Origin of the sequence: Streptomyces mexicanus (assembly GCF_902506575.1) — a bacterium.
Lineage (GTDB): Bacteria > Actinomycetota > Actinomycetes > Streptomycetales > Streptomycetaceae > Streptomyces > Streptomyces mexicanus.
On the sequence record NZ_LR732544.1, the window covers coordinates 791,754 to 805,125 of the forward strand.

The window sequence follows — 13,372 nt, forward strand, 5'->3', positions numbered from 1 at the left end:
CCCGTCGGCCTACTTGGGGGCGCCCGTGCGGGGCGCGCTCAGCGGCCGGACGGTTCCGGGTCGACGGCGTAGGGCGGCAGCTGCGCCCGGCTGACCCGCTCCCCCAGCACCTCGGCCATGAACTGCACCAGCCACCGCTGCGAGGGGCTGCGCGAGGACTCGTGCCGGGCGTAGAGGGCGACCTCGATCGGTTCGGTCTCGAAGGGCAGCCGGACCAGGCGCAGCCGGCGCGAGGCGGTGAACACCTCGCCGACGTACTCGGGGACGACGGCGACCAGGTCGGTCTGCTCCAGCAGATACGGCAGCATCGAGAAGCGGGTGGCCTCCACCACCACCCGGTCCAGCAGGCCGTGCGCGGCCAGCGCGGCACGCGGCACGACGTGCCCGCTGGGACCGAACACCGTCGCGTGGTGCTCGGCGGACAGCTGCTCCAGGGTGACGCGCTCGCCCCGGACGCGGGGGTGGTCGGCGGCGACCATGGCGACGTAGCGCTCCTGGAAGAGCGGGATGCGCACGGTGCGGTGGGAGGTCAGCACGGGGGTGGCGACGAACGCGTCGAGGTCGCCGCGGCGCAGCTGCTGTTCGGCGTCGTCCACGTCGAGGGCCCGGACGGTGAACGACACCCGGGGCGCGCGCTCGCGGGCCGCGGCCAGCAGGCGCGGCAGCAACGTCGCCTCGCCGAGGTCGGTCAGCGCCACCGTGAAGCGGCCCGGCATGGTCTGCGGATCGAACGCGTCGGACTGGCGGATCGTGCCGTCGATCTCGGCGAGGGCGCGGCGCAGCGGGTCGTAGAGCCGGCGGGCGCCGGCGGTGGGCGTCAGTCCGCGGCCGGTGCGCCGGAACAGCTCGTCGTCGAAGTGCCGGCGCAGCTTGCCCAGGCTGTAGCTGACGGTGGGCTGGGTGACGTGCAGCGTCTCGGCGGTGGCCGTGACGCTGCCGGTCTCGTACAGCAGGACGAAGACCCGGGCGAGGTTGAGGTCGAAGTTCCTCATATCGACCGACTCTATATCGCGACGTCCGAACATTTATTGGTGGGTATGTCGGGCGTTGCCTAGCGTGCTGTGCGTCACGTGGAAAGGAACGTCTGTGCCCTCCGTACGTCGCGTCGCCCACGAGTTCCTGCAGCGCCGGGGACTCACCACCGTGTTCGGCAACCCCGGCTCCAACGAGCTGCCCTTCCTGGCCGACCTGCCCGACGGTTTCCGTTACGTCCTCGGCCTGCACGAGGGCGCCGTCGTCGGCATGGCCGACGGCTACGCCCAGGCGACCGGCCGGCCCGTGCTGGTCAACCTGCACGCGGCCTCCGGGTCCGGGAACGCGATGGGCGCCCTCACCAACGCGGTGGCCGCGCGCACCCCGCTGGTCGTGGTGGCCGGGCAGCAGGTGCGGCCGGCCGTCGGCCCGGAGGCCAACCTGGCCAACGTCGACGCGCCCGCCCTGATGAAGCCGCTGGTCGGCTGGGCGGCGGAGCCGGCGTGCGCCGAGGACGTGCCGCGGGCCCTGGCGCAGGCGGTGTTCGAGGCGGAGCTGCAGCGCCGGCCGACGTATCTGTCCGTGCCGTACGACGACTGGGCCGCCGAGGCCGGCGACAACAGCCTTCAGGTGCTTCAGCGGCGGGTCCAGCGTGCCGCGGTCCCGGACGCCGGGCAGGCGCGCCGGCTGGTCGAGCAGGTAACGGCCGCGCGCCGGCCCGCGCTGGTGCTGGGCGGTGACATCGACGCGGCCGGCCTGTTCGACGACGCGGTGCGGCTGGCCGAGCGGCTGGGCGGACCGGTGTGGGCGGCGCCCTCGCAGTTCCGGCTGCCCTTCCCCAACCGGCACCCGCTGTTCCGCGGGGTGCTGCCCGCGGGGATCGCGCCGGTCTGCGAGGCGTTCGAGGGGCATGATCTGGTGCTGGTGCTGGGCGCGCCGGTGTTCCGCTACCACGAGTACCTGCCCGGCCGGTACCTGCCCGAGGGCACCCGGCTGATCCAGGTCACCGAGGACGCGTCGGCGGCGGCGCGGGCGCCGATGGGCGAGGCGCTGGTCGCCGATCCCGGCGCCGTGATCGAACTGCTGGTCAAGAGCCTGGACGTGCCCGCCGAGCCGGTCGGCGTCTACCGTCCGGTGCCCGAGCCGGCCGCCGCGGAGGGCGGCCGGCTGCACCCGGAGCAGGTCTTCGCCGCGCTGCGCGAGGTGGTGCCCCGGGAGACGGCGTACGTCGTCGAGTCGACCTCGACGAACGCCGCGTGGTGGCGCCAGATGGACCTGCGCCGGCCGGGCTCGTACTACTTCCCGGCGGCCGGCGGCCTCGGGTTCGGGCCGCCCGGCGCGGGCGGCGTCGCGCTCGGCCGGCCCGACCGGCCGGTGGTGGGCGTCATCGGGGACGGGTCGGCCAACTACGGCATCACCGCCCTGTGGACGGCCGCCCAGCACCGCCTGCCGCTGACGGTCGTGCTGCTGCGCAACGGCACCTACGGGGCGCTGCGCTGGTTCGGCGGCCTGCTCGGCGTACCGGACGCGCCGGGCCTGGACATCCCGGGACTGGACTTCACCCGCATCGCGGAGGGCTACGGCGTGCGCGCCGTGCACGCCGGCGGCGCCGAGGAGCTGCGGGCGGTGCTCGCCGAACCGGCGGACGGGCCGCGGCTCGTCCAGGTGGACACGGCGCTGACCACCCCGTCCTGACCGCACCCTCGGCCCGCGCCCGCGCGCAGGCCGCAGAACGACGACGTTCACCGCAGAACGAAGAAGGGGACACCGATGGCCCTTCCGGACAGCGACGCCTGGAGCAAGAAGTTCTTCAGCGACGGCTGGCGCCAGGCGGCCGCCGAGCAGCCGGTCGTGGAGCCGGCGACCGGTGACCAGCTGGGCACCGTGGGCCTGGCCACCGCCGAGGACGTGAGGCGGGCCGCCGCCCGGGCCGCGCAGGCCCAGCGGGAGTGGGCGGCGACCTCCCCGCAGGAGCGGGCCGCGGTGCTGCGGCGGGCGGGCGAGCTGTTCACCGAGCACGCCGCCGAGGTGCAGGACTGGCTGGTGCGCGAGGCCGGTTCGGTGCGCTCCAAGGCGGGCTTCGAGGTGGGGCTCGCCGTGGGCGAGTGCTTCGAGTGCGCGTCGCTGCCCACGCATCCGCAGGGCGAGGTGCTGACCTCCGAGGAGGCCCGCTGGTCGCTGGCCCGCCGCCGCCCCGCCGGGGTGGTCAGCGTCATCGCGCCGTTCAACTTCCCGCTGATCCTCGGGCTGCGCTCGGTGGCGCCCGCGCTGGCGCTGGGCAACGCGGTGCTGCTCAAGCCCGATCCGCGCACGGCGGTCAGCGGCGGCGTCGTCATCACCCGGATCTTCGAGGAGGCGGGGCTGCCCGCCGGGGTGCTGCACCTGCTGCCCGGCGACGGCTCGGTCGGCCAGGCGGTGGTGGACGCCCCGGAGGTGCGGGTGATCTCCTTCACCGGGTCCACGCCGGTCGGGCGGGCCATCGGTGAGCGGGCGGGCCGGCTGCTCAAGCGGGCCCACCTGGAGCTGGGCGGGAACAACGCGCTGGTGGTGCTGCCCGGCGCGGACGTGCACAAGGCTGCCTCGGCGGGCGCGTTCGGCTCGTATCTGCACCAGGGGCAGATCTGCATGACCACCGGCCGGCACATCGTGCACGAGTCGCTGGTGGAGGAGTACACCGCCGCGCTGGCCGCGAAGGCTCGGGCGCTGCCGGTGGGCGACCCGGCCCGCGAGGACGTGGCGCTCGGCCCGATCATCGACCGGCGCCAGCTGGAGCGGGTGCACTCCCTCGTCACCGAGTCCGTCGCGGCGGGCGCGAGGATCGCCGCGGGCGGCGAGATCGTGGGCGCCTGCTACCGGGCGACCGTCCTGGCGGACGTGACGCCCGACATGCCGGCCTGGCGCGAGGAGATCTTCGGCCCGGTGGCGCCGGTGATCGGCTTCTCCACCCTCGAGGAGGCCGCGCGGATCGTCGACGACTGCGAGTACGGGCTGTCCGTCGGCATCCTCGGCGACGTCGGCACCGCGATGAAGCTGGCCGACCGGATCGACTCCGGCAAGGTCCACATCAACGAGCAGACCGTCAACGACGAGCCGAACGCGCCCTTCGGCGGGGTCAAGGCCTCCGGCACCGGCTCCCGGTTCGGCGGCGCCGCGGCCAACATCGAGGCGTTCACCGAGACCCAGTGGGTCACGGTCCGCCCGGACATCGCCGACTACCCCTTCTGAGCCCCGCCTCCCTCTCCCGCCTTCCGCCCGCACCCGTCCCCTGGGGGTTGTCCATGACATCCACCGTCCCGTCCCGCACCGAGCCGCAGAGAGGCACCACCGGGCACAACGCCTGGACCGTCGCCCTGTGCTGGATCACCGTCCTGCTGGAGGGCTACGACCTCGTCGTGCTCGGCGCGATCATCCCGGTCCTGCTGCGCACCCATCCCCTGGGCATGACCGCCGGTGACGCCACCACGATCGCGACGCTGTCGCTGGTCGGCGTGGCCATCGGCGCGGTCTGCGTCGGCCCGCTGGCCGACCGGCTCGGGCGGCGGCTGCTGCTGATCGGCTCGGTGGTGCTGTTCTCCGTGTTCACGCTGCTGGTGCCGCTGGCCGGCTCGGTGACGATGTTCGCGGCGCTGCGCCTGATCGCCGGGCTGGGCCTCGGCGCCTGCATGCCGGTGTCGCTGACGATGATGGCCGAGCACATGCCGGCCGAGCGGCGGGCCCGGGCCAGCACGCTGACCATGACCGGCTACCACACCGGGGCCGTGATCACCTCGCTGCTGGCGCTGCAGGTGACGGACCACTGGCAGGTCCTCTTCTACGTCCTGGGCGCCGCCGGTCTCGTGATCGCCGCGATCCAGTGGTTCCGGCTGCCGGAGTCGGAGGCGTTCGTCCGGGCCAAGGAGGCGGACGGCGCGCAGCGGGTGCCGTTCACGGAGCTGCTGAAGCCGGCCTACCTGCGCGCGGGCATCGGGGTGTGGGTGGCGTCCTTCATGGGTCTGCTGCTGGTCTACGGCCTGAACACCTGGCTGCCGAAGCTGATGAACGACGCCGGCTACCCCGTCCCGACCGCCGTCACCCAGTTGCTGATCCTGAACGTCGGTGGTGTCGCCGGGCTCGTCCTCGGCGGTGTCGTCGCCGACCGGCGCGGGATCAAGGGCACCACGCTGGGCTGGTTCGCGGTGTCGGTGGTGATGCTGGCCTGTCTGAGCGTCAAGATGGACAGCGACCTGCTGCTGGACGTGGTGGTGTTCTTCACCGGTGTGTTCGTCTTCTCCGCGCAGGTGCTGGTCTACGCGTACGTGACGAACTTCTACCCGGCCGCGGTGCGCGGCACCGCGCTCGGCTCGGCCTCCGGGATCGGCCGGATCGGCTCGATCGTCGGCCCGTCGATCACCGGCGCCCTCGTCACGGCGGGCATCGGCCATCCGTGGGGCTTCTGGTTCTTCGCCGCGGTCGCGGTGTGCGGCTTCGCCGCCGTCCTGGCCCTGCCGCGCGGGGCGGCCGAGGCCCCAGAAGCCGTCTGAGGCCCGCACGCCTGTAGCACGTCTGTACCCCGGAGGGACCCCGAGACAGGCTCGGGGTCCTTCCGCATGCCGGTGCGGCCCGCGCGCCACCGGTGCCCCACGGCCCCGTACCGCGATCACCCTGCGTCATCCCGCAACCCCGGACCCTCCGTCGCAGTTGCTCCCTGTATCCCCTGGGCGACGTATCCCCCTGTGCGACGGAGGCTGCCATGCGTATGACCGACATCCAGCGCTGCGAGGTCCGGCCCGGCCGGCTCGTGGAGTTCGCGCTCGACCCCGCGGCGGTGGAGACCGCGACCGGCCTGCCGGACGACTCCCGGCCGCCGGCCTACATCCAGGAATCGCACATCAGGACGGCCCGGTCCGTGCGCGAGGGCGGCCTGTTCGTGCCGACCTGGCTGGGGACGGCGTTCGACATCCCGGGCAGCGTGGACCTGGACGTGCTGCAGGAGGCCCTGCGCGGCTGGATGCTGCGGCACGAGACGCTGCGCAGCGGCTTTCGCTGGGCGGGCGAGGAGATGCGGCGCTTCACGCTCGACGCGGACGACGTGGCCCTGCGCCGCGAGACGGTCGGCGACTTCCGGGACGCGCGGGCGCTGGCGCGCTACCTGCAGGACCGCTTCGATGTGACGGCGGACGCGCTGCGCTGGCCGAACTTCCTGTTCGCGGCGGTGGTCAGGGACGACGGGGCGAGCGTGTACATGGCCTTCGACCACAGCAACGTCGACTCCTACTCGGTGCAGCGGATCCCCGCCGAGATCCACGCGCTGTACGCGGCGGGCCTGCGCGGCGGGCGGCCGGAGCCGGCGCCGGCGGCCAGCTATGTCGACATCTGCCGCGCCGAGCGGGCCAGCGCGGACGAGATCGACGGCTCGGACGAGATCGTGGCGCGCTGGCGGGGGTTCATCGGCCGGTGCGGCGGGCGGCTGCCGAACTTCCCCGTGGACCTCGGCCTGGCCCCGGACGGGCCGCTGCCGCGCCAGCGGCTGCTGCAGGAGATGCTCGTGGACGCCGACGACGCGGCCGGCTTCGAGGCGTACTGCCGGCCCTTCGGCGGGAGTCTCGTCGGCGTGCTGGCCGCCACGAGCCTGATCGTGCACGAGATCGGCGGGCAGCCGGTCTACCGCACGGTCGTGCCCTTCCACACCCGCCGCACGTCCCGGTGGCAGGACTCCGTCGGCTGGTACGTCGGCGGCGCCCCGGTGGAGATCCGCACCACCGAGGCCGCCGACTTCCCCGCCCTGCTGCGGATGGTGAGCGACGAACTGCGCGCCAACCGGTCGCTGGCCCGGATGCCGCTGGCCCGGGTGCTGCGCCTGCTGGGCTCGGACTTCCGCCCCACCTCGCCCGACCTGTACTCCATCGTCTCCTTCGTCGACGCCCGCGCCATCCCCGGCTCCGAGCGGTGGAGCGAGCTGAAGGCCTACGGCCTGCTGCGGGTGTCCTACGGCGACCAGGTGTGCGCGTGGATCAACCGGCTCCACGAGGGGCTGCAGTTCGCGAGCCGCTACCCGGACACCGACATCGCGTACAAGAACATGCGGCTGTACGTCGAGCGGCTGCGGGAGCTGGTCCTCTCGGTGGCCCGCTCCCCCGCACCCCCGGCCCGCTCCCGCAGCGTCGCGGTGGCCCGCTCCTGAAGCAGGTCCTCCCGGAGCCGCTCCCGGGGCAGGTCCTCCTGCCCGCAGCAGGCCCTCCCGGAGCACTCCTAGGGCGTGTTTCGAAAGCAGCGTCGTCCGCCCGGAGGGCGGGGCCCGCGGCGTCTGGCGCGGTGCATCGCAAGGCGGAGGGTCGTCCGCGTACTGGGCGTACGCGGACGATCCCGACAACGCGGCGAGGGGCCGTGCCAGGCGTCGCGGGCCAGACGGGACTTTCGAAACACGCCCTAGAGCAGGTCGTCCTCCCGGATCAGCTCGTCGAGGTCGCCGAAGGCGTCCAGGCCGGGGAACGGCGGGCCGTCGGCGCCGTCGGTGCCGGGCAGGGCCATCTCCGCCCAGATGACCTTGCCCTGGGGGGTGTAGCGGGTGCCCCAGCGTTCGGTCGTCCGCGCGACGAGGAACAGGCCCCGGCCGCCCTCCTCGGTGGTCGCGGCGTAGCGCAGGTGCGGGGAGGTGCTGCTGCCGTCGGACACCTCGCAGATCAGGGTGCGGTCGTGGATCAGCCGCACGTGGATCGGCGGGGAGCCGTAGCGGATGGCGTTGGTGACCAGTTCGCTCAGCACCAGTTCCAGGCCGAAGCCGAGGTCGGAAAGGCCCCAGGCGTCCAGCCGGGCGCAGGCGGCCTGGCGGACGCGGGAGACGGCGGCCGGGTCCGGCGGGACGTCCCAGTCGGCGATCCGGTCGGGCGGCAGGACGCGGGTGCGGGCGACGAGCAGGGCCACGTCGTCCTTGGGGCCGTCCTTGGGCCGCGCGGGCAGCAGCGCGTCCAGCACGGCCTGGCAGTGCTGCTCGGGCGTCCGGCCGGGGTGGCCCTCCAGGGCCGTGCGCAGCAGTTCCATGCTTTCGTCCAGGTCGCGGCCGCGGTCCTCGATCAGCCCGTCGGTGTACAGCACGAGCTGGGTGCCCTCCTGCAGTTCCAGCTCCGCGGTGCGGAACGGCATGCCGCCCAGGCCCAGCGGCGGCCCGAAGGGCAGATCGGGGAAGGTGGCGGTGCCGTCCGGGCTGACCAGGACCGGGGCGAGGTGTCCCGCGCGTGCCATGGCGCAGCGGCGGGTGGTGGGGTCGTAGATCGCGTACAGGCAGGTGGCGCCGACGACGGCGGCGGCCGCCTCGGTGCCGGCCTCCTCCTGGTCGATCCGCCCCACCAGGTCGTCCAGGTGGCTGAGCAGTTCGTCGGGGGGCAGGTCGAGGGTGGAGAAGTTGTGCACCGCGGTGCGCAGCCGGCCCATCGTGGCGGCGGCGTGCAGGCCGTGGCCGACCACGTCGCCGACGACCAGGGCCACCCGGCCGCCCGGCAGCGGGATGACGTCGAACCAGTCGCCGCTGACGCCCGAGTGGGCGGGCAGGTAGCGGTGTCCGGCGTCGATGGCGCTCTGCTCGGGCAGGGCCCGCGGCAGCAGGCTGCGCTGGAGGGTGACGGCCAGGGCGTGTTCGCGGGCGTAGTGGCGGCCGTTGTCGATGCTGACCGCGGCGCGGGCCACCAGTTCCTCGGCCAGGGACAGCTCCTCGTCGTCGAAGGGGCCGCGCTCCTTGGTGCGCCAGAAGGTGGCCACGCCCAGAACGACACCGCGGGCCGGGATCGGGGCGCAGACCAGCGCGTTGATGCCGTAGTCCACGATCTGCCGGGCCCGGTCGGGGTCCTGGGCCTGCCAGCCGGCCGCCGAGGACAGGTCGGGCATCCGTACGAGCCGGCCGGTGCCGTAGCCGCGGGCCTGGGGGGTGGAGGACGGGAAGTCGATCGGCCGGCCGCACGCGTAGAGGGGGTGGTCGTCCCGGATACCGCGTACGGCGACGCGGCGCATCCCGGTCGCCGTGGCGGCGGGTTCCTCGCCGTGCAGGACGGCGTCGGCGAGGTCGACGGTGACGAAGTCGGCGAAGCGGGGGACGGCGATCCGGGCGAGTTCGTCGGCGGTACGGGTCACGTCGAGGGTGGTGCCGATGCCCAGGCCGGCGTCGTAGAGGAGGTTGAGCCGTTCCCGGGCGGTCTCGGCCCGGCCGGAGATCGCCTGCAGTTCCGTGGAGTCGCGCAGCGTGACGACGGTGCCGGCCGGGCCGCCGGCCCGGTCGGTGGGCCGCTGGTTGACGGCGAGCAGCAGGCCGCGGGCGAACAGCACCTCGTCGGTGGCCTCGCGGCCCGAGGCGAGCAGGGCGACCGTCTCGGGTTCGAGGCCGGGCAGCTCGGTGACGTGCCGGCCCTCGGCGTCCGGGGGCAGCTCCAGGAGCCTGGCGGCCTCGTCGTTGGCGAGCAGCAGCCGGCCGTCGGCGCCGACGATCAGCACGCCTTCGCGGACCGAGTGCAGCACCGCGTCGTGGTGGTCGTACATCCGGGTCATCTCGTCCGGTCCCAGGCCGTGCGTCTGGCGGCGCAGCCGCCTGCTCACCAGGGCCGTCACGGCAGTGGCCGCGCCGAGCGCGCCCGCCCCGGCGGTCAGGATGATCGGGATCTGCCGGTCCACCCGGCTGGTGACGTGCTTGACCTTCAGCCCGGCGGAGACCAGGGCGACCACCCGGCCGTCGGGGTCCTGGACGGGGACGATGGCCTGCATCTCCTGGCCGAGCGGCCCGTGGACGCTCTCGGTGCGGACCTGCCCGTGCAGGGAGGGGCCGATCGTGCCGACGAAGCGCTGTCCGATGCGGTCGGGCAGGGGGTGGGTGTAGCGGATGCCATGGGTGTCCATGACGACGATGAAGTCGACGTCCGCGGCCTTGCGTCCGGCCTCGGTCAGTGGCTGGAGCACGGTCGTGGGATGCGGCTCACGCAGCGCGGCGCGGATGCCCGGGGAGTGCGCGAAGGTCTCGGCGACGGCTATGGAGCGGCGCTTGGCCTCGGCGCTGGTGTCCCGCTCGGACTGGAGCAGGAGGGCGAAGACAGCGGCGGCCACGAGCAGGACCACAAGGGCCACCTGCAAGACGAACATCTGTCCGGCGACGCTGCGTAGGCCCCTCGCCACCAGCGACCGCTCCGATATACGTCGAAGACGGCCCAAACGGTCTGCCATCGAGCCTTTCTAGCATCCAAACCCCCATATCGTCACGACTTGTCCGCAAGATCCTTGCCGGAGTGTGCGGCCGGGACCCCGTCGGCGAAGGGACCGGGCGCCGCGAACGCCAGGTCGGCGAAGCGTTCGCCGATGCGCAGATGGGTGGCGGCATCGGGGTGGAGCCCGTCGGGCAGCGGCAGCTCGGCGGCGTCGGCCTCGCCGTACAGGGCCCGCCCGTCCAGGTAGCCGAGGTACGGGTCCTCGGCCGCGCGCTGCCGCACGATCCGGGCCAGTTCCTCCCGGACGACGGCGAGGGTGAGCTTTCCGCTCGCGCGCTCGGCGGGGTCGCCCGCGGCCCGGAACCGCAGCCGCCCGGCGGCGAGGGCGGTGAGGTCGGGGACGGTGGGTCCGGGGGTGTCCTCGTGCAGGGCGCAGTGGATCGGCGAGACGACCAGCAGCGGGGTGGTGGGGTGGCCTTCGCGGACGGTGTCGAGGAAGCCGTGGACGGCCGGGCCGAAGGCGCGCAGGCGCATCAGGTCGGTGTTGACCAGATTGATTCCGATCTTGACGCTGATCAGATCGGCGGGGGTGTCGCGCAGGGCGCGGGCGGTGAACGGGTCGAGCAGGGCGCTGCCGCCCAGTCCCAGGTTGATCAGCTCCACGCCGGCCAGGGCGGCGGCGCGGGCGGGCCAGGTGGTGGAGGGGCTCGCCGCGTCGGAGCCGTGGCTGATCGAGCTGCCGTGGTGCAGCCACACCCTGCGGCCGCTCGCCGCAGCCGGCTGCACGGGGGCGTCGGTGCGCAGGGCGACGAGTTCGGTCGTCTCGTTGTGCGGGAGCCAGATCTCGACGTCCTTGGCGCGGTCGGGCAGGCCGGTGAAGCGGAGGGTGCCGACCGGGCCGGGCCGGTGCTCGGTGGCGCCGGTGGCCATGTCGACGGTCAGGACGTTGCCGCCGCGTACGCTGCCCTGCCCGGCCGGACGCCCGTCGACGAGCAGGTCGTACACGCCGTCGGGGCGCGGCGGGGCGCCGGTGTAGAGGCGCTTGGTGGGCAGGGTGTCCAGTTCGACGGCGGGGGCCCGGGGGCGGAAGACCAGGCGCACGCCCGAGGGCTGGGCCTCGGCCAGGGCCAGTTGCGGGTCGGCGCACTGGGCGCGGGCCCACGCCGGGAGCCGGTGCGGCAGGAGGCCGTGCGCGGTGCGTTCCAGGTCGAGGGCGCCGCGCACGAGGTCGGCGGTGAGCGGGGTGGTGATCCAGCGGGGGTCGGTGTTCACGGGCTTCCGCCGGCGCCGCGATCAGGACCAGCATCGGCAGCAGGACCGGGTGGAGGACGGTGAGCACGCCGGCCGTGGAGATCAAGGAGATCGTGCCGTTGAGCGCGGCCACGCAGGCGCCGATCATGCGGCGGGCGGGGGCGGCGCCGGCCCGCCCGGCCGCGCCCAGCCCGCCGGCACCCCGGGCCGCGGCGGCCGGGCACGGGCGCGCCGGCCCGCGGCGGCGGTCGGGGCCGGTGCGCGGGACGCGGCGCGCGGCGGGACGCGCGCGGGTCAGGGGTGGGCGGCGCGCCGCACGCCGCGGCGGCGGTGTGCGGCACGGGCGTGGCTCAGGCGGGGCTGCTGGACGTCGTCAGCCCTGGCGGCGGGCACGGCCCGGCGCGGTACACAGCGCGCTGTTGACGCGGAGCAGGTCGACGGCGCGGTCGGTCACGAGGAGGCGCGTGGACGGCGCGACGCGGCCCGGGGCGCGGCCGGCGGCCGTCCGGGAAGCTGCGTCCATGTCCGTCACCTGTCGCTGCGGGGGCCTGGCATCCGCAGCGGACCTCGTGGTGACCGGTGCGGTGACCGGTGAGGCTCGGTGCGGTGCGCGGGTGGCCCGATGACCGTTCTGGGCCGTAAGTAAGTCAGTTGGCCGGGGGAAAGTCAACGCCGGGTCCACCAGGTGGAACACCTCATGAGAACCGGCTGCCGTGGGCACCCCCGGCGTGGGCGGCCCAGTCGAGGATCTGGACGGCCGCGCCGGCCGCCTCCAGGCCCCGGCAGCGGGCGTGGTGGCGGCGGGCGATGCCGTCCAGGTCGAGGTGGGCGGCGAAGGCCGGGTGGGCGGTCAGCCGGCGGGCGTGCGCCCACAGCGCGGGGTGGTCGGCGATGCGGTGCACGGCGGCGGCGTCGAGGTGGTGGCGGTGCACGGTGTCGAGCTGCACCAGGGAGGCCCACACGGTCACGTCGGCGGCGGTGAGCTGATCACCGGTCAGGTACTCCTGGCCGGCCAGTCGCCGCTCGAGGTCACCGAGCGCGTCGAGCAGGACCCGCAGGGCCGCGGCGCGCTCGGCGGGGCCGTCTCCGGCCCGGCCGGCGCGCTGGGCGGCCTCGTCGACGTCCTGGGCGCACAGCCGCTCGACGGCCTCGATGTCCGCCGCGGCCCCGCACGGGTACAGCGGGGCCCGGCCGTCGCCGAAGTACCGGTCGAGGTCGCGCATGATGTCGGGGGCGTGGTTGCTGACGATCCGGCCGGACCAGTCGTCGCCGAGCACCGGCGCCAGCGCCGGTCCCGGGTAGTGGTGGGCCCCGGCCTCGTACAGGGGGCGCAGCGCCGTGTGTCCGCCGTCCGGGCCGTCGGGTACGGCGGGCAGCAGGGTCAGCGGACAGCTGTCGCCGACGCCGAGCAGGCTGTGCGTGACGGCGATGCGCAGGCCCTGGGGGCAGGCGGTGGACACGTGGAGCCGGTAGCGGCGCGGTACGGCCCAGTGGCCGCTGCGCGGGTCCCTGCCCAGGCGCCCGCGGAAGGCCGGGACGGACGGTGCGGAGCGGTGGGCGGCCAGCGGTGTGACGGACATGGGTCTCCCCGGGTACGGGCACGCGCGGAACGGGCGTGCTGCTCAGACGGTGGGGGGGCGGGGCCGTCGCCGTCGGCGGCGCGGCCGGGGCGCGGCTCAGCCGAGGGCGCTCATCGCGCTGCAGACGCGCAGCAGGTCGATGTGGCGGCGGGAGGTCAGAAGGAGCGCCGGCCGGGGCGTACGGCCCACCCGGCCGGTCACCGGCTCACGACGCCCCATGATTCCCTACCCGTTCACTAGGATTCCTTCATGGAGTGTCGATCCGCCGGATGACGCAGTCAAGGGCGGATCTCGGCCTGCGGGACGGCGGGGTCCACCCTGAGGACATCCGGCGCGGCGGGCGCCGGGCTCCGCCGCGCACCGCCGGGGACGGCGACCGCCTTTCGCGCGCCCATTTCCGCAAGCAGTGGC

The 13,372-nt window shown here is 74.5% G+C and carries 10 protein-coding genes; 4 read left to right on the plus strand and 6 right to left on the minus strand.

The window, feature by feature from the left end:
• Positions 1–38 precede the first annotated feature (38 nt).
• Entirely contained in the window at positions 39–992 is a 954-nt protein-coding gene (locus tag GV126_RS03635) for a LysR family transcriptional regulator (protein ID WP_159662609.1), read from the minus strand.
• 94 nt (positions 993–1,086) lie between these two features.
• On the opposite strand from GV126_RS03635, the gene mdlC reads away from it, so the two are divergent.
• The 4 genes from mdlC (at position 1,087) to GV126_RS03655 (ending at position 7,132) form a co-directional block, all read left to right on the plus strand.
• Positions 1,087–2,667, plus strand: coding sequence for a benzoylformate decarboxylase (gene mdlC / locus GV126_RS03640; protein ID WP_159662611.1), 1,581 nt, complete (start codon positions 1,087–1,089; stop codon positions 2,665–2,667).
• A 75-nt stretch (positions 2,668–2,742) separates the two neighbouring features.
• Positions 2,743–4,197 carry a benzaldehyde dehydrogenase gene (locus GV126_RS03645; protein WP_159662613.1) on the plus strand — a complete coding sequence of 485 codons (1,455 nt, stop codon included), beginning with the start codon at positions 2,743–2,745 and terminating at the stop codon, positions 4,195–4,197.
• 53 nt (positions 4,198–4,250) lie between these two features.
• Positions 4,251–5,492 (plus strand): MFS transporter, encoded by a 1,242-nt coding sequence (locus GV126_RS03650; protein ID WP_159662615.1) that lies wholly within the window; start codon positions 4,251–4,253, stop codon positions 5,490–5,492.
• A gap of 209 nt (positions 5,493–5,701) precedes the next feature.
• Positions 5,702–7,132, plus strand: coding sequence for a condensation domain-containing protein (locus GV126_RS03655; RefSeq protein WP_159662617.1), 1,431 nt, complete (start codon positions 5,702–5,704; stop codon positions 7,130–7,132).
• Between the two features lie 245 nt (positions 7,133–7,377).
• On the opposite strand, the gene GV126_RS03660 is transcribed toward GV126_RS03655, so the two are convergent.
• The 5 genes from GV126_RS03660 to GV126_RS37105 form a co-directional block, all read right to left on the minus strand.
• The gene (locus tag GV126_RS03660; protein ID WP_236569864.1) at positions 7,378–10,068 is read right to left on the minus strand and encodes a SpoIIE family protein phosphatase; all 2,691 of its coding nucleotides are present in this window, start codon (positions 10,066–10,068) and stop codon (positions 7,378–7,380) included.
• A gap of 113 nt (positions 10,069–10,181) precedes the next feature.
• Positions 10,182–11,402 (minus strand): GDSL-type esterase/lipase family protein, encoded by a 1,221-nt coding sequence (locus GV126_RS03665; RefSeq protein ID WP_159662621.1) that lies wholly within the window; start codon positions 11,400–11,402, stop codon positions 10,182–10,184.
• A 352-nt stretch (positions 11,403–11,754) separates the two neighbouring features.
• Positions 11,755–11,904: a hypothetical protein gene (locus GV126_RS03670; protein WP_159662623.1), complete on the minus strand. Its 150-nt coding sequence runs from the start codon at positions 11,902–11,904 to the stop codon at positions 11,755–11,757.
• A 172-nt stretch (positions 11,905–12,076) separates the two neighbouring features.
• Positions 12,077–12,961: a glutathione S-transferase C-terminal domain-containing protein gene (locus GV126_RS03675; RefSeq protein WP_159662625.1), complete on the minus strand. Its 885-nt coding sequence runs from the start codon at positions 12,959–12,961 to the stop codon at positions 12,077–12,079.
• A gap of 96 nt (positions 12,962–13,057) precedes the next feature.
• Positions 13,058–13,180 carry a hypothetical protein gene (locus tag GV126_RS37105; RefSeq protein ID WP_268977394.1) on the minus strand — a complete coding sequence of 41 codons (123 nt, stop codon included), beginning with the start codon at positions 13,178–13,180 and terminating at the stop codon, positions 13,058–13,060.
• Between the last annotated feature and the right edge of the window lie 192 nt (positions 13,181–13,372).